The 17,772-nt window shown below is 72.7% G+C and carries 19 protein-coding genes; 12 read left to right on the top strand and 7 right to left on the bottom strand.

The features are described from left to right. The 3 genes from sufU (at position 1) to P8A18_RS06670 (ending at position 1,278) form a co-directional block, all read left to right on the top strand. Entirely contained in the window at positions 1-456 is a 456-nt protein-coding gene (gene sufU / locus P8A18_RS06680) for a Fe-S cluster assembly sulfur transfer protein SufU (RefSeq protein ID WP_306052627.1), read from the top strand. After that, on the top strand, positions 453-791 hold the full coding sequence (locus P8A18_RS06675; protein ID WP_018518837.1) for a metal-sulfur cluster assembly factor: 339 nt from the start codon (positions 453-455) through the stop codon (positions 789-791). Before sufU ends, P8A18_RS06675 begins: the two co-directional genes overlap by 4 nt. A gap of 121 nt (positions 792-912) precedes the next feature. Then, entirely contained in the window at positions 913-1,278 is a 366-nt protein-coding gene (locus P8A18_RS06670; RefSeq protein WP_018555706.1) for a VOC family protein, read from the top strand. 22 nt (positions 1,279-1,300) lie between these two features. Here the strand turns inward: P8A18_RS06670 and P8A18_RS06665 are convergent, their stop codons facing one another. After that, positions 1,301-2,320 (bottom strand): DUF7847 domain-containing protein, encoded by a 1,020-nt coding sequence (locus tag P8A18_RS06665; protein ID WP_306052625.1) that lies wholly within the window; start codon positions 2,318-2,320, stop codon positions 1,301-1,303. Between the two features lie 207 nt (positions 2,321-2,527). Between P8A18_RS06665 and P8A18_RS06660 the strand changes: the two genes are divergently transcribed. Together P8A18_RS06660 and P8A18_RS06655 are read left to right on the top strand one after the other, a co-directional pair. Continuing rightward, positions 2,528-2,848, top strand: coding sequence for a DMT family transporter (locus P8A18_RS06660; RefSeq protein ID WP_018555708.1), 321 nt, complete (start codon positions 2,528-2,530; stop codon positions 2,846-2,848). Beyond that, positions 2,848-3,384: a TetR/AcrR family transcriptional regulator gene (locus tag P8A18_RS06655; protein ID WP_306052623.1), complete on the top strand. Its 537-nt coding sequence runs from the start codon at positions 2,848-2,850 to the stop codon at positions 3,382-3,384. Before P8A18_RS06660 ends, P8A18_RS06655 begins: the two co-directional genes overlap by 1 nt. Before the next feature lie 39 nt (positions 3,385-3,423). On the opposite strand, the gene P8A18_RS06650 is transcribed toward P8A18_RS06655, so the two are convergent. Further along, complete coding sequence (locus tag P8A18_RS06650) at positions 3,424-4,314, bottom strand: winged helix-turn-helix transcriptional regulator (protein WP_306052621.1); 891 nt, start codon at positions 4,312-4,314, stop codon at positions 3,424-3,426. Between the two features lie 197 nt (positions 4,315-4,511). On the opposite strand from P8A18_RS06650, the gene dapD reads away from it, so the two are divergent. After that, entirely contained in the window at positions 4,512-5,501 is a 990-nt protein-coding gene (gene dapD, locus P8A18_RS06645) for a 2,3,4,5-tetrahydropyridine-2,6-dicarboxylate N-succinyltransferase (RefSeq protein WP_306052619.1), read from the top strand. Here dapD and dapA read toward each other — a convergent pair. Then, a complete protein-coding gene (gene dapA / locus P8A18_RS06640) occupies positions 5,498-6,400 on the bottom strand; it encodes a 4-hydroxy-tetrahydrodipicolinate synthase (protein WP_306052616.1) in 903 nt (300 codons plus the stop codon). The two genes, dapD and dapA, sit on opposite strands and share 4 nt — an antisense overlap. Positions 6,401-6,702: 302 nt before the next feature. On the opposite strand from dapA, the gene P8A18_RS06635 reads away from it, so the two are divergent. From P8A18_RS06635 to P8A18_RS06625, 3 genes are all read left to right on the top strand, one after another. After that, positions 6,703-8,184 carry a hypothetical protein gene (locus tag P8A18_RS06635; RefSeq protein WP_306052614.1) on the top strand — a complete coding sequence of 494 codons (1,482 nt, stop codon included), beginning with the start codon at positions 6,703-6,705 and terminating at the stop codon, positions 8,182-8,184. A 179-nt stretch (positions 8,185-8,363) separates the two neighbouring features. Then, positions 8,364-9,839: an alkaline phosphatase PhoX gene (locus P8A18_RS06630; RefSeq protein ID WP_306052612.1), complete on the top strand. Its 1,476-nt coding sequence runs from the start codon at positions 8,364-8,366 to the stop codon at positions 9,837-9,839. 164 nt (positions 9,840-10,003) lie between these two features. Then, the gene (locus P8A18_RS06625; RefSeq protein WP_037711258.1) at positions 10,004-10,234 is read left to right on the top strand and encodes a hypothetical protein; all 231 of its coding nucleotides are present in this window, start codon (positions 10,004-10,006) and stop codon (positions 10,232-10,234) included. A 100-nt stretch (positions 10,235-10,334) separates the two neighbouring features. Here the strand turns inward: P8A18_RS06625 and P8A18_RS06620 are convergent, their stop codons facing one another. The 3 genes from P8A18_RS06620 to P8A18_RS06610 form a co-directional block, all read right to left on the bottom strand. Continuing rightward, a complete protein-coding gene (locus tag P8A18_RS06620; RefSeq protein WP_306052604.1) occupies positions 10,335-11,570 on the bottom strand; it encodes a TerD family protein in 1,236 nt (411 codons plus the stop codon). A 110-nt stretch (positions 11,571-11,680) separates the two neighbouring features. Continuing rightward, complete coding sequence (locus tag P8A18_RS06615) at positions 11,681-11,899, bottom strand: hypothetical protein (RefSeq protein WP_306052603.1); 219 nt, start codon at positions 11,897-11,899, stop codon at positions 11,681-11,683. A 52-nt stretch (positions 11,900-11,951) separates the two neighbouring features. Beyond that, positions 11,952-12,767, bottom strand: a complete 816-nt coding sequence (locus tag P8A18_RS06610) for an NAD-dependent epimerase/dehydratase family protein (RefSeq protein WP_306052602.1) — start codon at positions 12,765-12,767, stop codon at positions 11,952-11,954. 750 nt (positions 12,768-13,517) lie between these two features. Here P8A18_RS06610 and P8A18_RS06605 point away from each other — a divergent pair. After that, the gene (locus P8A18_RS06605; protein ID WP_306052600.1) at positions 13,518-14,477 is read left to right on the top strand and encodes a 5-dehydro-4-deoxyglucarate dehydratase; all 960 of its coding nucleotides are present in this window, start codon (positions 13,518-13,520) and stop codon (positions 14,475-14,477) included. After that, complete coding sequence (locus tag P8A18_RS06600) at positions 14,474-15,649, top strand: hypothetical protein (protein WP_306052599.1); 1,176 nt, start codon at positions 14,474-14,476, stop codon at positions 15,647-15,649. The genes P8A18_RS06605 and P8A18_RS06600 overlap by 4 nt, the downstream gene beginning before the upstream one ends. On the opposite strand, the gene P8A18_RS06595 is transcribed toward P8A18_RS06600, so the two are convergent. Beyond that, entirely contained in the window at positions 15,635-16,840 is a 1,206-nt protein-coding gene (locus tag P8A18_RS06595; protein ID WP_306060719.1) for an MFS transporter, read from the bottom strand. The two genes, P8A18_RS06600 and P8A18_RS06595, sit on opposite strands and share 15 nt — an antisense overlap. A 265-nt stretch (positions 16,841-17,105) precedes the next feature. Here P8A18_RS06595 and P8A18_RS06590 point away from each other — a divergent pair, with 265 nt between their 5' ends. Next, positions 17,106-17,762 (top strand): GntR family transcriptional regulator, encoded by a 657-nt coding sequence (locus P8A18_RS06590; RefSeq protein ID WP_306052598.1) that lies wholly within the window; start codon positions 17,106-17,108, stop codon positions 17,760-17,762. Positions 17,763-17,772: the final 10 nt, after the last annotated feature.

Raw genomic sequence — 17,772 nt, 5'->3', positions numbered from 1 at the left:
GTGAAGCTTGATTCCATGTACCAGGAAGTGATCCTGGACCACTACAAGCACCCCCACGGGCGCGGCCTGCGGGACGGCGACGCCGAGGTGCATCACGTCAATCCGACGTGCGGTGACGAGATCACGTTGCGGGTGCGGTACGACGGCGAGACCATCGCCGATGTGAGCTACGAGGGCCAGGGCTGCTCCATCAGCCAGGCCAGCGCCTCCGTACTGAACGAGCTGCTGGTCGGCAAGGAGCTGGGCGAGGCGCAGAAGATCCAGGCCGCGTTCCTGGAGCTGATGCAGTCGAAGGGGCAGCTGGAGCCCGACGAGGCGATGGAGGAGGTGCTGGAGGACGCGGTCGCGTTCGCCGGTGTCTCCAAGTACCCGGCCCGGGTCAAGTGCGCGCTGTTGAGCTGGATGGCGTGGAAGGACGCGACGGCGAAGGCGCTGTCCGAAGGGAAGACCGCATGAGCGACAACGAGACCGTGACCACCAAGCCGGCTTCCGAGGAGGAGGTCCGCGAGGCGCTGTACGACGTGGTCGACCCCGAGCTGGGCATCGACGTCGTCAACCTGGGGCTGATCTACGGCATCCACATCGACGACGCCAACATCGCCACCCTCGACATGACCCTGACGTCCGCGGCCTGTCCGCTGACCGACGTCATCGAGGACCAGGCGCGCTCCGCGACGGACGGCATCGTCAACGAACTCCGGATCAACTGGGTCTGGATGCCGCCGTGGGGCCCCGACAAGATCACGGACGACGGCCGCGAGCAGCTGCGCGCGCTGGGCTTCAACGTCTGAGCACACGCGTACCGCCGTACACGTGGGAACGGCCCCGGCACCTGTGCCGGGGCCGTTCGCCGTTCTCGTACGGGGCGGGCCCACGTTGTGCGTACGGGGCGGGCGGACGCAGACTGGGGGCATGGCCCTCCGCTTCTATCAACTCGCCGTCGACGCGCACGACCTGCCCGCCCAGGCCCGGTTCTGGTGCGCCGTCCTGGACTGGCAGGTGCTCTTCCAGGACGAGGACGAGATCGTCATCGGCGCCGACGAGTCCGCCCTGCCCGGCATCTGCTTCCTGCCCGTGCCCGAGGGCAAGGAGGTCAAGAACCGGCTGCACATCGACCTCACCCCGGACGACCAGGCCGCCGAGGTCGAGCGCGTCATCGGGCTCGGTGCCCGGCGCGCCGACGTCGGCCAGACGTCCGAGGCGACCTGGGTGGTGCTGACCGACCCCGAGGGCAACGAGTTCTGCGTACTGCGCCCGAAGAAGACGCTCACCGACTGAGCCGGGAGGCCGGCCGGGGCCGCTACGCCGTGTACTGCGGCGGTACGGCGGCGGCCTCGGCGAGCACCGGGGCGAGGTTCTCGGTGCGGATGCGGCGGTCGACGTAGAGCAGCCCCGTCACCAGCGGCGGGAACACCGCCACGACGAGCTGGCTCACGAGCTGGCCGAGCGCGACGAGCACCAGGTACCCGCTCATCGCGGCGATGACCGCCGTCGGATTCGGGTCGTCGCTCAGGTTGGCGGAACCCAGCATGCCGCTGAACATGCCGAGGAAGGTGAACGGCAGCTGGATCACGTAACTCACGACACCCGCGAGGAGCCCCGCCAGCATCGTCATCCCGAAGACCCGCCACCAGCTGCCGCGCATCAGCGTGGCCGAGCGGCGCATCGAGGCGACCGGCCCCTGGTCCTCGAAGACGGCGGCCGAAGGGGCCAGGGAGTACTTCACCCAGATCCACACGGTCAGCGGGATGCAGGCCAGGAAGCAGATCACGCCCACCACGACCAGGGCCGCCGAGCCCCCGCCGTTGTCCATGGTGACCGCGCCGATGATGCAGGCGATGAGGGCGCCCATGGCGAGCAGCATCGGAACGAACGTGATCAGCCCGGTCAGCAGGACCGCGCCGGTCACCGCCGGCACCCGGGCCCAGGCCCGCCGCCAGACCGCGGAGAAGGTGGTCGGCCGGCCCAGCACCGCTTCCTGGAGGACCACCGGCACCGCCGCGTAGACCACGGCCGTGGCCACCACCATCGAGAGCATCGCCAGCAGCCAGACCACACCGAAGGCCACGAGCACCGGAGTCAGGTCCCGCCCGGCGGGGTCCTCGTCAGCGGTCAGCGCGAACAGCCGGTCCAGATGGTCCGCGACGGCCGCGTACGCGATGGCGACCGCCGCGCCCACCACGAGCAGCGCCCCTCCGTAGAGGGCCGCGCCCACGGCGATCAGCTGCTTGCCGTAGCGGCCCAGCGTGGAGAAGGCCCCGCTGAATATGTCCCCCAGCCGCAAAGGCCCCAGGGGTATCACCCCCGGCTTCGGCGGCATCCAGCCACCGCCCCAGCCACCCCACCCGGGAGCCCCGGACGGTCCCCCGTACGGCGCGCCTCCATAGGCCCCGCCGCCCCACCCTGCGTCCTGCGCCACTGCTGCTCCGTCGGTCCGTCGATCATGTACTGGACGAACCACGGTAGCGTCCCGCCCCGCCGCCGACTCCGGCCCGTACGCGAGCAGCCGTTGCGTACACTCGTACACATGGGATACGGACTGCTCGCCGCGGCCATCGCCGCCGAGGTGGCGGGGACCACCGCCATGAAGTACAGCGAGGGATTCACCCGGCTCTGGCCCTCGCTGATCACCGTCGCCGGCTATCTGCTGGCCTTCTCGCTGCTCGCCCAGACGCTCAAGACGCTGTCGGTGGGGACCGCCTACGCGATCTGGGCCGGTGTCGGCACCGCCGCCGTCGCCCTCATCGGCATGGTGTTCCTGGGGGAGTCCGCGGGACCGGTCAAGGCGGCCGGCATCCTGCTCGTCATCGCCGGTGTGGTGGTGCTCAACCTGGGCGGGGCGCACTGATGGCACGGCGGTACGACCCCGAGCGGCGCGGCCGGATCATCGACGCGGCGATCCGGGTGGTCGGCGAACGGGGCATCGCCGGGCTCAGCCACCGCTCGGTCGCCGCGGAAGCCGACGTGCCGCTCGGCTCGACCACGTACCACTTCGCCTCGCTCGACGAGCTGCTGATCGCCGCGCTGCGCAGGTCCAACGAGAACTTCGCCGCCGTCATGCGCGAGAGCCGTGCCCTCGCCGACCCGGCCGCCGACCTCGCGGCCGAACTCGCCCGCCTGCTCGGCCAGTTCTTCGCCGCGGGCCGGGGCCGGGCGGAGCTGGAGTACGAGCTCTACCTCGCCGCCCTGCGCAGACCCGCGCTGCGGCCGGTCGCCGCCGAGTGGACCGACGCCACCGCCGCCCTGCTCCAGCCGCGCACCGGCCCGGCCACCGCGCGGGCCCTGGTCGCTCTGATGGACGGCATCTGCCTCCAGGTGCTGCTCACCGGAGGCGCGTACGACGAGGCGTACGCGCGGGAGATGCTGGGCCGGGTCGCGCGCTGAGCGGACCTGGGAAAGAGGGGGCCAGGAGGGCCGCCCCCTTCACGGGGTGTCCGTGACGCCCGCGCCCCGGACCGTCGTCAGGGCCGCCCGCACGCTGTCCTCGATGTCCGTGACCGGGTACAGCACCTCGCGGACCGTACGGTTGCGGTCCACCACCAGGGTCAGCCGCTTGGGCCTGCTGACCCCGCCGGCGCGGAACGTCGGCAGGCGCAGCGCGGCGGTCAGCTCCAGGTCCGCGTCCGACAGGAGCGGGAAGCGCAGCCCCTCCGCCTCGGCGAACGCCAGCTGCTCGTCCGGGCGCTGGGCCGAGACGCCGTGCACGGTCGCGCCCGCCGCGGTGAACTCGGCGAGCCGGTCGCGGTAGGTGCAGGATTCGAGCGTGCAGCCCCGGGCGCCGGGGATCTCCGCCCAGCCCGGCGGATAGGACTCCTGGCGGGCGTAGGCCCCGGGGAAGAAGTACAGGACGGTGTACGGGGTCGCGGCCACCGGGTCCTGCCGGCCGCCGGTGTTCCGGGGCAGGGTCAGCTCCGGCACCCGGGTGCCCAGCAGGGCGTGCACCCGTGCGGCCTCCCGCGAGGACTCCTCGGCGGTCGCCATGGTCTCTCCGTCTCCCCTCACCCAGGTGTCGCCCCAGTCCTGGAGCGCGATCAGTACCGGCAGCAGGGCGCGGCCGCGCGGGGTCAGCCGGTACTCGTACCGCGCCGGCCGTTGCTGGTACGGCTCCCGTGTGAGCACCTCCGCGTCGACCAGCAGCCGCAGCCGTTCCGCGAGGACCTTGCGGGACACGCCCAGTTCCCGCTGGAGCGCGTCGAAGCGGTGCACCCCGCGTGCCGCGTCCCGCACGATCAGCAGGGTCCACCAGTCCCCGACCACGTCGAGCGCCTGGGCGATCGCGCAGTCGGCGTCGGCCTGGCTGATGCGCTGGGGCACGAGGACTCCTCGGTCGTGCGGAGCGGCCGCTTGCATCCGTCCGGCCGCGATGACCTGCGGAAAGCATGCTGCCACAGTGGGTTCCCAAAAGGAACTGGCGGGGAGGCCGTGTGGAGGGGGCGGTGGCCCGGCGACGCGACGCCCGGACGCTGAGACCGGTTGGCCCGCGCGGCCCCCGGCCGGTTAGGTTTCTGGTCATGACCGACACGACTTCCACCCGTACCACCGGCGCGGTCGCCGCCGGCCTCGCCACCATCGCCGGCGACGGTTCCGTCCTCGACACCTGGTTCCCCGCGCCCGAGCTCTCCGCCGAGCCCGGCCCGGCCGGAACGGAGCGGCTCACCCCCGACCTGGCCGTCAACCTGCTCGGCGAGGGTGCCGCGAAGGCCATCGGCGTGGACGCCCGCCGAGGGGTCGAGGTCGTCGCCGTCCGCACGGTCATCGCCTCGCTGGACGACAAGCCGCTCGACGCCCACGACGTCTACCTGCGCCTGCACCTGCTCTCGCACCGCCTGGTCCGGCCGCACGGGCAGAACCTCGACGGCATCTTCGGCTTCCTCACCAACGTGGCCTGGACCTCGCTCGGCCCGGTCGCCGTGGACGACCTGGAGAAGGTGCGGCTCAACGCCCGCGCCGACGGTCTGCACCTCCAGGTCACCTCCGTCGACAAGTTCCCGCGCATGACGGACTACGTGGCGCCCAAGGGCGTACGGATCGCCGACGCCGACCGGGTGCGGCTCGGCGCGCACCTCGCCTCGGGTACGACCGTGATGCACGAGGGCTTCGTCAACTTCAACGCCGGCACGCTGGGCACGTCCATGGTCGAGGGCCGGATCTCGGCCGGTGTCGTCATCGGTGACGGTTCGGACATCGGTGGCGGCGCCTCCACCATGGGCACGCTCTCCGGCGGCGGCAAGGAGCGCATCGTGATCGGCGAGCGCTGCCTCGTCGGCGCGGAGGCCGGGGTCGGCATCGCGCTCGGTGACGAGTGCGTCGTGGAGGCCGGTCTGTACGTCACCGCCGGTACGCGGGTCACCCTGCCGGACGGTCAGGTCGTCAAGGCCCGCGAACTCTCCGGAGCCTCGAACATCCTCTTCCGCCGCAACTCGGTGACCGGGACCGTCGAGGCCCGCCCGAACAACGCGGTCTGGGACGGCCTCAACGACGTCCTGCACAGCCACAACTAGGCGGCGGCGAGGAGTTCCCCGTACGCCTCGCGCAGCCCGTCGGACGCCTCGCGCCCGGCGGGCTGCAGCGGTTCGCGGACCGGGCCCGCGGCCAGCAGCGCCTTCGCCGTGACCGTGCCCGGCAGTCCGGACGCCATCATCAGCGCGGTGAGCGGAGCCAGCCGGCCGTTGAGCCGGGCGGCCCCGGCCGTGTCCCCGGCGTCGAAGGCGTCCAGCACGGCCCGCATCCGGCCGGGCACCACATTGGCGACCGTGCTGACGTAGCCCGCGCCGCCCACCGCGTACAGCGGCAGATTCAGCTCCTCGCAGCCCGAGTAGTACGCGAGCCCGCCCGCGGCGATCACCCGCGTCGCCCCGAGCAGATCCTGCGAGCAGTCCTTCACCGCCACGATGCGCGGGTGCTCTGCCAGCCGCAGCATGGTTCCGGTCTCGACGCGGGTGCCCGTGCGGCCCGGGATGTCGTACAGCATCACGGGCAGGCCCGCCGCGTCCGCGACCCTGCGGAAGTGCGCCTCCACGGCGGCCTGCGGGGGCCTGCTGTAGTACGGGGTCACCACGAGGAGTCCGTCGGCGCCCGCCCGTTCGGCCTGCCGGGACAGCTCCACGGTGTGCCGGGTGTCCGAGGTGCCGACGCCCGCGACCAGCGGCACATCCGGGCCGACCGCCTCCCGGACCACCCGCAGCAGCGTCGCCTTCTCCGCGTCGGAGGTGGTCGGTGACTCCCCGGTGGTGCCGCTCAGCACCAGCCCGTCGCAGCCGCCCGCGACCAGTGCGGCGGCGTGCGCGGCCGCCGCGTCCGGGTCGAGCGCCCCATCGGCGGTGAACGGCGTGATCATGGCGCAGAGGGCGCGGCCGAAGGGGCGCGGGCGCGAAGGCGTGGCAGGCGTGAAAGGCGTCATATCCGCAGTCTCGGCCCCCGGACCGTGAAGGTCCACTTAGTTCTGCTGCGGGTGAAGGTGAAGCGATGCTCAAGGGTGAACGGTGTTCCCGCACCCTCCCGCGGCTGTCACCGCATTCCGGTCGGCACGCGGCGAAATGCGTCTACGCTTAGGGGGTGTCCCGCGCGTTCCGCCCGCCGTGCGACAACTCCGGGCGGGCGGCCGGCCCCGCGGAACACAGCATGAGCCGCCCGGCCCCGTACGCACCCGGTGCCGCATCCCGGCGCTCCCAACGCCCCCCCATGTTCCGAGGAGACACCCTGATGTCCGCAGAGCGCCCGACCATGCCACCGGCCCCGCTGCTCACCGAGGCGGAGCTGGCACGGGACGCGCTTGCCTCGCCGCTGCTCGCCCGTGCCGCACGGATCGCCCGCTGGGCCGGCCCGGACACCAAGGTCGGTGCCGGCGGCGAACTCGCCGACGTACAACTGTCCGCAGCCGCCGAGCACCTCGGCCTCACGCCCGACGACGACGGCATGGCGGACGCCAGCGAGGCGTGGAGGCTCGCCGTCGACACCGGGCTCGTCGAGATCGAGGACCCCGCCGTGGAAGGGGACGACCCGGACGAGGACGCCGAGGGTGAGGACGTGTGGGGGACCGCCACCGCGGGCGAGAACCTCGCGCTGCTGACCGGCGGTTCACCGGCCGACGTCCTGGCGATCTGGCTCGACGGCCTGGAGGCCGCGCACGCCGACGCCACCGCGCCCGTCTTCGAGGACTTCGCGGACCTCGTCGGCGAGGACGGTTCGATCGACTTCGACGCCCTGGACTGGGACCCGGAGACCGAGGCGGACTTCCTCGACGGGGTCCTCGGCAACCTCTACCTGCTCACGGTCGGCGAGGGGCCGGACGGTCCGCCCGTGCCGCTGCCCGCGCTCGCCGCCTCGATGATCGTCCCCGACGACATGGGCGAGCCCACCGACGACATCCTGGAGCAGGTCTCGGACGCGATGATGCGCCTGGACGACCAGTTCCGGGTCCTCGAACCCATCGGCATCGTCGAATACCACCCGGTGGACGAGGCGTTGCTCGTGGAGGAGGGCGAGGAGGCCGAGTCCCCCGCCGACGACGAGGACGTCACCCGGTACGGGATGGTGAGGCTAACACCGCTGGGCATCTACGGCATCCGCGCCCGCATGCTGGAGGCCGGGGTGGAGGCCCCGGCGGTCGGGGATCTCGCGGACAAGGGCGCCGACGCGCTCCTCGGCGGCATCGCCTACTACCCGGAGGCGGCCGCCCGCGCCGAGATCCAGCTGTGGCTCACCCGGCGCGGCTCCGACGGCGCCGCCGCCGAACTCCTGGACGCCGCACGGGGCACGGACGCCCTGGCCCCGCTGCGCCGGCTGCACTGCCAGCAGGCGCTCGCCCTGGTCGGCGCCGAGGCGGAACCCGCCGTACGCGCGGTGCTCGGCGACCCGGAACTCGGCGGACTGGCCCGGGTCTGGCTCGCGGAACGCGGCGCGGCCGACGTCCCCGCGCCCTCCGAGACGATGATCTTCTGGCTCGCCATCGACACGATCGCCGCCCAGCTGGAGGCGGACGGCGACCTGGACGAACTCCAGGGCCTGGTCGAGGGCCTGTCCGGCCAGCACAGCGGCTTCTTCGAGGAGGCCTGGCGGGTCGACCACCCGGCGACGGCGGACGTGCTGGAGGCGATGGGGCGGCTGCACAGCGACAAGAAGCAGGCCAAGGACGCCCGTAAGGCCGCGTTCAAGGCGCGCTCGCGGGGCGGCTCGGCCGACTGAACCGGCCGGTGAGGGGCCGGGAGGCGTGACGGGAGGGCGGCCGGGTACGGGCCGCCCTCCCGCTGTCGATGCTCCCCGAAAGGGCCACCCCGACGTCGCCACCGGTTCAACTGGTGTTGGGGCATGGCCGCAACGGTGGGCCTGTCAGCAACACGCCCCCGCAGCACCAGGAGTACCTGATGGCCTTCACGCGCAGGCAATTCACCAGGCAGTCCGCCCTCACGGGTGCCGGCATCGCCCTCACCGGAACCGTCGCCGCGCTGGCCACCGCGCCCGGCGCCCTCGCCGCCGGGGACACCGGCCACGGCCACGACGGCCACGGCCACGGCGGCCACGGCCACGACGGCCACGGGCACGGGCGCGAACCCGGGTACGGCGCGCTGCGCCCCGACCCGAAGGGCATACTCGCGCTGCCCGCCGGCTTCTCGTACAGGATCATCACGCACTGTGGTGTCACCCGGCTGGAGAGCGGTGAGTACACCCCCTCCAACCACGACGGCACGGCCGCCTTCGAGGGCGCGCGCGGTGTGACGCTGCTGGTGAACAACCACGAGCTGAGCGGCACCCGCGCCGACTGGGAACACCCGGTTCCGCTCACCGACGGCCTCGTCTACGACCCGGTCGCGGCTGGCGGCTGCACCGTCGTGGAGACCCGCCGCGACGGCCGCACCGCCGAGTGGGTCGGCATCGCCGGCACCTCCACCAACTGCGCCGGCGGCACCACCCCGTGGGGCACCTGGCTCACCTGCGAGGAGACCGAGGACAGGGCCGGCACCAACGGCCTGCTCAAGGACCACGGCTACGTCTTCGAGGTCGACCCGTCCGACAGGCGCGCCAACCGCTCCCCGCGCCCCGTCAAGGCCTTCGGCCGGTACGCGCACGAGGCGGTCGTCATCGACCCCAAGCAGGGCCACGCCTACCTCACCGAGGACGCTGCGGGCCCCAACGGGCTGCTCTACCGCTGGGTCCCGCCGCACGGCTTCCGGCACGGCCGCGGCAAGCTGCGCACCCTCGCCGACGACGCCGGGGTGCTCCAGGCCACCAAGTGCTTCGACCGGAGCGGCGCATTCGTCGACGACCTCTCCCGGGCCACGAAGATCGGCACCGTGTACGGCGTGGACTGGGTCGACGTGCCCGACCGCGATGCCGGGACCGTGCCCGTGCGCAAGCAGTTCGGTGACCAGGAGATCACCCGCGCCCGCAAGCTGGAAGGCATGTGGTGGGGCGACGGCGGCGCGTACATCGTCTCCTCGTTCGCCCGGGACGAGAGCCCCGTCCAGCACGACGGCCAGGTCTGGTTCTACGACCCGAAGCGCCGCACGCTGACCCTCAAGGTGCTCCTCGGCGTCAACGCCGACCCCTCCGAGGACGGCGCCTTCGACGGCCCGGACAACATCACCGTCTCGCCCTACGGGGGCCTGGTCATCGCCGAGGACGGCGAGGGCATCCAGCACCTCTTCGGGGCGACCGAGAGCGGCCGCACCTACCCGATCGCGCGCAACGAGCTGAACCTGGGCACCGAGGCGGAGCCGGAGTACAGCGAATTCACCGGTGTCACGTTCTCGCCGGACGGCAAAACGCTGTACGCCAACATCCAGACGCCGGGAATCATGGTCGCCATCACCGGTCCGTGGAAGCGGCAGCCGAACCACTGACGGCAGGGGGCTGTGGCCCGGCGGGGCTTGGGCGGAAGCGCTTCCAGAGGGGCCCGGAGGGGTGGGGCCGTAGCGGAATCCCTGATTACAAATCCGGTATCAGTTGGGGCCCCAGAGGTGGCAGGGCATGGCGCCGGGCGTTCCCGAGGCGCATACTCAAGGTAATGAAACAGTCAGCCGGCTCCCGGCGCCACCTGCCTTCCAGTCCCTTCAACCGCCCGGCCCAGGCGGCCCCACCGGTCGAATTGTTCGATGTGGGCGACAGGGTTTCGCACGACCAGTTCGGCCTCGGACGCGTACTCGCGGTCGAGGGCGACAACGACGCGGTACTCATCGACTTCTCGGGGCGCCAGGGCAGGATCCTGAGCCCCTACTCCAAGCTGACCAAGCTCTGAGAGAAGCGACGAGCACACGCCTCCTCCTTATCCGTTCCGCCGACCGTCCTCAGGGGCCCCCGCCGACCGTGCGGGCGGCCCCTGAAGACGTTCACGGCCCCTACAGGGCCTGGGCGGCGGGCTTGACCATGCCGCGCACCGTGCGCGACTTCACGAAGTCGCCCACCGCGGTCATCTCCCACTCCCCGGTGAACTGCCTGATCAGCTTGGCCATCATCACGCCCGTCTGCGGCTCGGCCCCCGTCAGGTCGAAGCGGACCAGCTCCTCGTCCGTCGCCGCGTCGACCAGCCGGCAGTAGGCCTTGGCCACCTCGGTGAACTTCTGGCCCGTGAACGAGTTGACCGTGAACACCAGGCCGGTCACCTCCGGGGGAATCCGGCCCAGGTCCACGACGATCACCTCGTCGTCCCCCTCGCCCTCGCCCGTGAGGTTGTCCCCGGAGTGCTTGACCGCGCCGTCGAGGATCGACAGCTTGCCGAAGTAGCAGCTGTCCAGGTGGTTGCGCTGGGGCCCGTACGCGATGACCGAGGCGTCCAGGTCGATGTCCTTGCCGCGGTACGCGGGCTCCCAGCCGAGGCCCATCTTGACCCGGGACAGCAGCGGCTTCCCGCCCTTGACCAGCGACACCGTCTCGTTCTTCCGCAGGCTGACCCGGCCCTTGTCGAGGCTGATCCGGCCGGGGGCCGACGCGGGGGGCGCGGGCGGCGCGGTCGGGGCCGGGGGCGCCGTGGGGGCGGTCGGGGCCGGGGGCGCGATGCGCGGGTCCACCCGGGCGGCGGGGGGCGGGGGCGGTGCGGTGGCCGGGGCCAGGGGGGCCGCCGGGGCGGGTGTGGTGGCGGGTTCCTCGTCGACCGTGACGCCGAAGTCGGTGGCGATGCCCGCCAGCCCGTTCGCGTAGCCCTGGCCGACCGCGCGGACCTTCCACGCGCCACCGCGCCGGTAGATCTCCATGACCACGAGCGCGGTCTCGGAACCCAGCTGGGGCGGGGTGAACGAGGCGAGCACGCTGCCGTCGTCCGCGTTGCGCGCGGTGGCGGTCGGCTCGATGCCCTGGAAGGTCTGACCGGCCCCGTCCGGGCTCGCCGTGACCACGATCTTCTCGATGCCGGCGGGCACGGCGGCGGTGTCCACCACGATGGCGTCCGGCGCGCTGCCGCCGCCGGAGCGGTAGGTCACACCGGGGCCCGAGGGCTGGTTGTAGAAGATGAAGTCGTCGTCGGAGCGCACCTTGCCGTCGGCGGTGAGCAGCAGGCCCGACACGTCGAGCCTGACCGGCGCGGAGACGTCGACCGCCACGCGGACGGCGGGGAGCGGGAGGTTCGAGCCAGGTGTCATAGCGGTCATGCCCGGGTGAACGAACGACCCGGCTTTGCCGTTCCCTTACCTTTCGCTGGGTTCGCCCGTCCGGACGCGGCGTCGGTTCCGCGTCGCTTTGTCAGCTCATGTCATCTGTTTCTGGGGTGGTTGCGCGCGGTCCGTTCGTTCCCGTGCTTGTACGCCCCCGTCCAGCGGGCCATCACCAGCTGGGCGTCCCCCGACTCCACCTCCGCCAGGAACTTCTCCGCCCGGCCGCCGCGCAGGGTGCCGGCCGGGCGGCCGTGGTGGGTGATGGTGACGCTCGCGTCGCCGTGCTGCTCGTACCGGAATCCCGAAGGTCTCGTCATGACCGCATCATGCCTGCCGGGTACGCTCCCGGGCGCGGGTATTTATCCGTGCTCAGTGCGGCCAGATCGGCGGGTTCGTGCAGAAGTGGCCCCCGAGGTGGGCGTGGTCCGGGTTCTCCGGGTCCAGCTCGCCCTGCTCCGCGACGAGCTTCGCCGCGTACGGCTCCGAGTCGTCCTGCGGCTCGTAACCCAGCGCCCGCGCGGACGTCAGGTCCCACCACAGGCGGGTGTTGTCCGACGAGCCGTTCACGACCGTGTGCCCGACGTCCGCCGCGGTGAGCGCGGCGTCGAACAGGCGGGCGCCGTCGGCGGGGCTCATCCACACCGACAGCATCCGCACCGAGGTCGGCTCCGGGAAGCAGGAGCCGATGCGGATGGACACGGTCTCCAGGCCGTGCCGGTCCCAGTACAGCTGGGCGAGGTCCTCGCCGAACGACTTCGACAGGCCGTAGAACGTGTCCGGGCGGCGCGGCGTGTCCACAGGGATCAGCGGGGCGCCCGCCTGCGGGCGCGGTGTGAAGCCGATGGCGTGGTTGGACGAGGCGAACACGATCCGCGGCACGTGGGCCGCTCGCGCGGCCTCGTACAGGTTGTACGTGCCCTCGATGTTCGCCCTGAGGATCTTCTCGAACGGGGCTTCCAGGGAGATGCCCGCGAGGTGGATGATCGCGTCGACCCCCCGCACGGCGTCGCGCAGCGCGTCCTTGTCGCCCAGGTCGGCGGTGATCGCGTCCGGCTCGCCCTCGATCGGCACCATGTCGAACAGGCGCAGTGTGTAGCCGTGGGCGGGCAGCAGCTCACGCATCAGCGTGCCGAGGCCGCCTGCGGCGCCGGTGAGCAGGACGGTGCGAGGGGTGGGGGCGGGCATGCGGGGTCTCCTCTTGGATCAGGTTCACATGCGTGGACAAGGTATGGGGTGGGGGTGCGGGGGTCAAGGTGCGGGGTTCCGTCCTCAATCGCCGGACGGGCTTGGGGGTGTCGTCGTCCGTGGGGTGCGGGTCGCCCACCGTCCGGTGGGTGGGGGCGGGGTCCCTCCGGGCAGACTCCTCAAAAATGGCGTGTTCACCCGACGACGCGATGAACCCCGGTCGTACGCCATTTTCTGCGGGGACTGCCCTGCGCGCCCCCACCCACGTCCACCTGCGTCTGTACGCCGGTGGTACGTCTGTCGCAGACGCGTGGCGGCCGGTCCGGGGGCGTGCAGGGGAGTCCCCGCAGGACGACGAACGGATACCCGGGTGCGGCTGCGTACCGGCGGAACGTTCGTCGTTTGAGGAGACGCCCCGGAGGGACCCCGGACCCCACCCGGGACGCGCAGGCGTGCTCTTCAGCCCGTCCGGCGATTGAGGACGGAACCCTCCGGTTGGGACCAGGGCAAACCCACGGGGGCCGGCGCCCACCCAAGCCCGTCCGGCGATTGAGGACGGAACCGGTCGGCCGGACCGGGCCAAACCCACGGGGACCGACGCCCCACCCAAGCCCGTCCGGCGCTTGAGGACGGAACCCTCCGCCCCGGCGCGGGGCAACCGCCTTGACCGCGGCGCCCGGAGGGGCCTAGCTTGGGAGCGTTCATATGTGTGGACGTTAATCAGAGATGCGCACGCTTCAGGGAGCGCCCGTGAGCTCAGATCCGCTTGCCGTCCGGCTTACCGCTGTCGCCGGGCCGCTGTTCTTCCCCGTTACCGCCTTCCGCGCGGACGGCTCCGTCGACGTGGAGGCCTTCCGGGCCCACGTCCGCCGGGGCGTCAACGCCGGTGCGGCGGCGGTGTTCGCGTGCTGTGGCACCGGGGAGTTCCACGCGCTGACGCCGGAGGAGTTCCGGCTCGTCGTCGCCGCCGCGGTGGAGGAGACCGCGGGACAGGTGCCGGTCGTGGCGGGAGCCGGATACGGCACCGCGCTGGCGGTCCGGTTCGCGGAGCTGGCCGAGGAGGCCGGCGCGGACGGGCTGCTGGCGATGCCGCCGTACCTGGTGCAGGCGGACCAGGCGGGGCTGCTGGCGCACTACACGGCGCTGGCCGGGGCCACCGGCATCGAGACGATCGTGTACCAGCGCGACAACGCGGTCTTCGCCCCGGAGACGGTCGTCGCCCTGGCGCGGACGCCGGGGATCATCGGCCTCAAGGACGGCTACGGCGACCTGGACCTGATGCAGCGCATCGTCAGCGCGGTCAGAACCGGGCTGCCGGGGCGGGACTTCCTGTACTTCAACGGGCTGCCCACCGCGGAGCTCACCGGCCTCGCCTACCGGGGCATCGGCGTCACGCTCTATTCGTCCGCCGTCTTCGCCTTCGCCCCGGACATCGCCCTGGCCTTCTACCGGGCCCTGCACTCCGGCGACGACGGGCTGGTCAACGCGCTGCTGGACACGTTCTACCGGCCGCTCGTCGAGCTGCGGGCCCAAGGGCGCGGTTACGCCGTATCGCTGGTCAAGGCGGGCGTCCGGCTCCAGGGGCTGGACGTCGGGGAGGTGCGCAGCCCGCTCACCGAGCCGCCGGCCGCGCACATCGAGGAGCTGACGGAGATCATCGCGAGCGGCCGCGCGCTGCTGGAGCCGCACGGGGCCGGGGGGCACGCGTGAAGACCTCCGTCTTCCTCTACCCGTGGGACGTCGTGGGGGACCCCGACGCCCCCGCCCGCATCGCGGACCTCGGCGTCCAGCAGGTGACGCTCGCCTCCGCCTACCACTCGACCCGGGCGCTGACCCCCCGCCATCCCGCCCGCCGCATCGTCACCGCCGAGCACGCGGCGGTGCTGTACCCGCCGGACGCCTCGCGGTGGGCGGGGCGGGCGCTGCGCCCGTACGAGCAGGCGTGGGTCGCATCGGACGACCCCTTCGCCGAGGCCGCGGGCGCGCTGGCCGGTGCCGGGCTCGACGTGCACAGCTGGGTGGTGCTCGCGCACAACTCCCGGCTGGGCGCGGAGCATCCGCGGACCTCCGTGGTCAATGCCTACGGGGACCTCTACCCGTGGGCGCCCTGCGTCGCGCAGCCGGAGGTCCGGGCCTATCTGGTGGACCTGGCGGCGGAGGCAGCGGTGCGGGAGGGGGCGCGGGGCACCGAACTGGAGTCCTGCGGCTGGTACGGCTTCGCCCATCTGCACGCCCACGACAAGGTGGCGGGTGTCGGGCTCGGGGACGCGGCGCAGTATCTGATGTCGCTGTGCTTCTGCGGTGCCTGCCGGGCCGGTTACGCCGGGCAGGGGCTGGACGCCGAGGAACTGGGCGCGGCCGTACGGGGTGCGCTGGAGCCGGTCTGGGCCGGTGGCGGGGCCCCGGACGCCGGGTGGGACGCGGTCGGCAGGCTGCTCGGCGCCGACCTCGCGGCGGCCACCCTGCGGTGGCGGACCGAGGTGGCCCGGGGGCTTCAGGAGGCGGTGGCCGGTGCGGTGCGGGAGGCCGCGGACCCCGGGTTCCAGGTGCTGCTGCACGCCGATCCGGCACCGTACAGGTCCGGGGCGAACGTGGGAGTCGAACCCGGGCACGTCCTGACCGTGGCGGACGGGGTGGTGCTGCCCTGCACCGGTACCGACGCGGTGCGGGAGGCCGTGCTCGGACCGTTCGCCGGCCGGGACGGGATCATCGCGGCCAACCTCACCGTGGTGCGGGGGATGGGCGGCAGCCCGGACACGCTGGAGCGGGACGCCGCCCACGCGGCCTCGCTCGGGGCGGACCAACTGCGGCTGTACCACGGGGGGCTGGCCTCCGGCCCGGACCTGGAAGCCGTCGCCGGGGCACTCTCACGCCTCGGGTGACACGCGCGGGCCGGCGGGGGCGGGTTCCCGCCGGCCCGTGAGCAGGAGCGCCGCCGTCAGCAGGGCCACCGCGCCCACCAGCGGCAGCAGCACCGACATCTCCACCCGGGCCACCAGCACCGCCCCGATGCCCAGCGCCACCGCGTTCGGCGACATCATCAGCGTGTCCGCGCTCGCCGCCGTACGGCCCAGCACCGCGTCCGGCGTCTCCCGCTGCACCGCCGTCAGCGCGGCGATCAGCACGCACGGCAGCCCGGCCCCGATCAGGGCGCAGGCGGTGAGCGCCACCGCGTCGTCGGGCACCGCCCGCAGGCCCACCGCCAGCCCGAACACGGCGATCCCGGCCGCCGGGAACACCCGTCCCGGCAGCCGGCGCATCAGCGGGCCCGCCAGCAGCCCGATCGCGACGGACCCGGCGCCCTGCGCGACGGACAGCACCCCCGCGAACGTGGGGGAGTGGCCCAGCGTGCCGTCCACGACGGCGTACAGGGTCGCCCCGTTGAGCCCCGCGCACAGCATCGTGGCCGAGGCGGCGAGGACCAGGGGGCGCAGCACCGGGGAGCCCCACAGCTGCCGCAGCCCGGCGGACCAGCCGCCCGCGCCGCGGGGTGCGGGGGCCGTCCGCCGCACCCGCAGCAGACCGTAGAGTCCGGCGGCCAGGGTGAAGGAGACCGCGTCCAGCAGGGCTACCGCGCCGCCGCCGAAGCGGGCGTACAGGGCGGCGCCGGTCAGCGGAGCCACCAGCTTCATGCCCTCGTTGGCCGTCATCCGCAGGCCGTTGAAGTCCCCGAGCAGGGTGGGGGCGACGGCCCCCGCGACCAGGGCCGATTCGGCGGAGTCCAGCAGGACCGAGGCGCAGCCGTACAGCACCAGGACCGCGAACAGCAGCCAGACCCGTCCCGCCGAGTCCACCGTCGTGAGGGTGGTCAGCAGCACGGCCATGGTGAGGTTCGTGCCCACGAGGAGCGGCTTGCGCGGCAGGCGGTCGGCCAGGGCGCCGAGCAGCGGGCCGCACAGGACCGGGAGCCAGACGGCGAACAGCGCGAGCGCGGCCAGACTGTCCGAGCCCGTCAGCGACTTGACCCAGATCCCGGCCGCCAGGGTCATCGCCGAACTGCCGAATCCCGACACGACGACCGCCGCGAGGAACAGCCCCGCCGTCCGGTCCCTCAGTACCCGCCCCGCCGCCATCGCACCCACCGAACCTTCCTGACCTGCGCATCCGTTGCCCTGTCAGGCTGGCGACTGAGGCCCCCGCGAGGCATCGGGCAGATGCCGTACCCCGCCGGGCCCCCGGGAGGGGACGCGGAATACGTGTACGGCGCATGTCCTGGTTCCGCGAAGTTCTTTTGTCAGAAGCGTTGACGAAACATTTGCGGCGCCTCTAGCTTCATCGCGTCGTACTTCGTACGTCATATATGAGACGCGATACGCGAGATGTGAGAGCCCTTCACCCATGACCTTTGCGCCCACCCCGATTCCGTCCCGGACCCAGTACGTGCTGGAGGCGATCAAGCACGCGATCCTCACGGCGCAACTGAGGCCGGGGCAGGCGCTCGTGGAGACCGAGCTCGCCGCACAGTTCGGGGTCTCCAAGACCCCCGTCCGTGAGGCGCTCAAGACGCTCGCCGGCACCGGGCTCGTCGTCATGAGCCAGTACAAGGGCACCACCGTGCGGCTGGTCGACGCGGCCATGGCCCGCGAGGTGTACGACGTACGGCTGCTGCTCGAACCCGAGGCGCTGCGCCGCTCCATCACCCGCAAGGCGTCCCTCGACGCGGCGCAGGAGGCCCTGGAGCGGGCGGACTCGGCGGGCGACAAGGCCGACCGCTCGCTCGCCAACCGGGACTTCCACCGGGCGCTCTACCTGCCCTGCGGCAACCCGCTGCTGGCGCGGATGCTCGACGAGGTCCGCGATCAGGCCGCGCTCGTGTCGACGGTCGCCTGGTCGGCCATCCCGTCCTGGGAGCGGGAGGCGGCCGAGCACCGGGAGATCCTGCGGCTCGCGCTCGCCGACGACGCGGACGCGGCCGCCGGGGCTCTGCACGACCACATCGCGTCGTTCGTCCGCCGCGCCTTCCCCGACGACGAGGACGGGGGCGACGCGGCGTGACCCCGCACAC

The sequence above is a fragment of the Streptomyces sp. Mut1 genome (genome assembly GCF_030719295.1).
Classification (GTDB): Bacteria; Actinomycetota; Actinomycetes; order Streptomycetales; family Streptomycetaceae; genus Streptomyces; species Streptomyces castrisilvae.
Note: the sequence above shows the minus strand (reverse complement) of the source record. Positions and strands in the feature narration are given on the sequence as shown.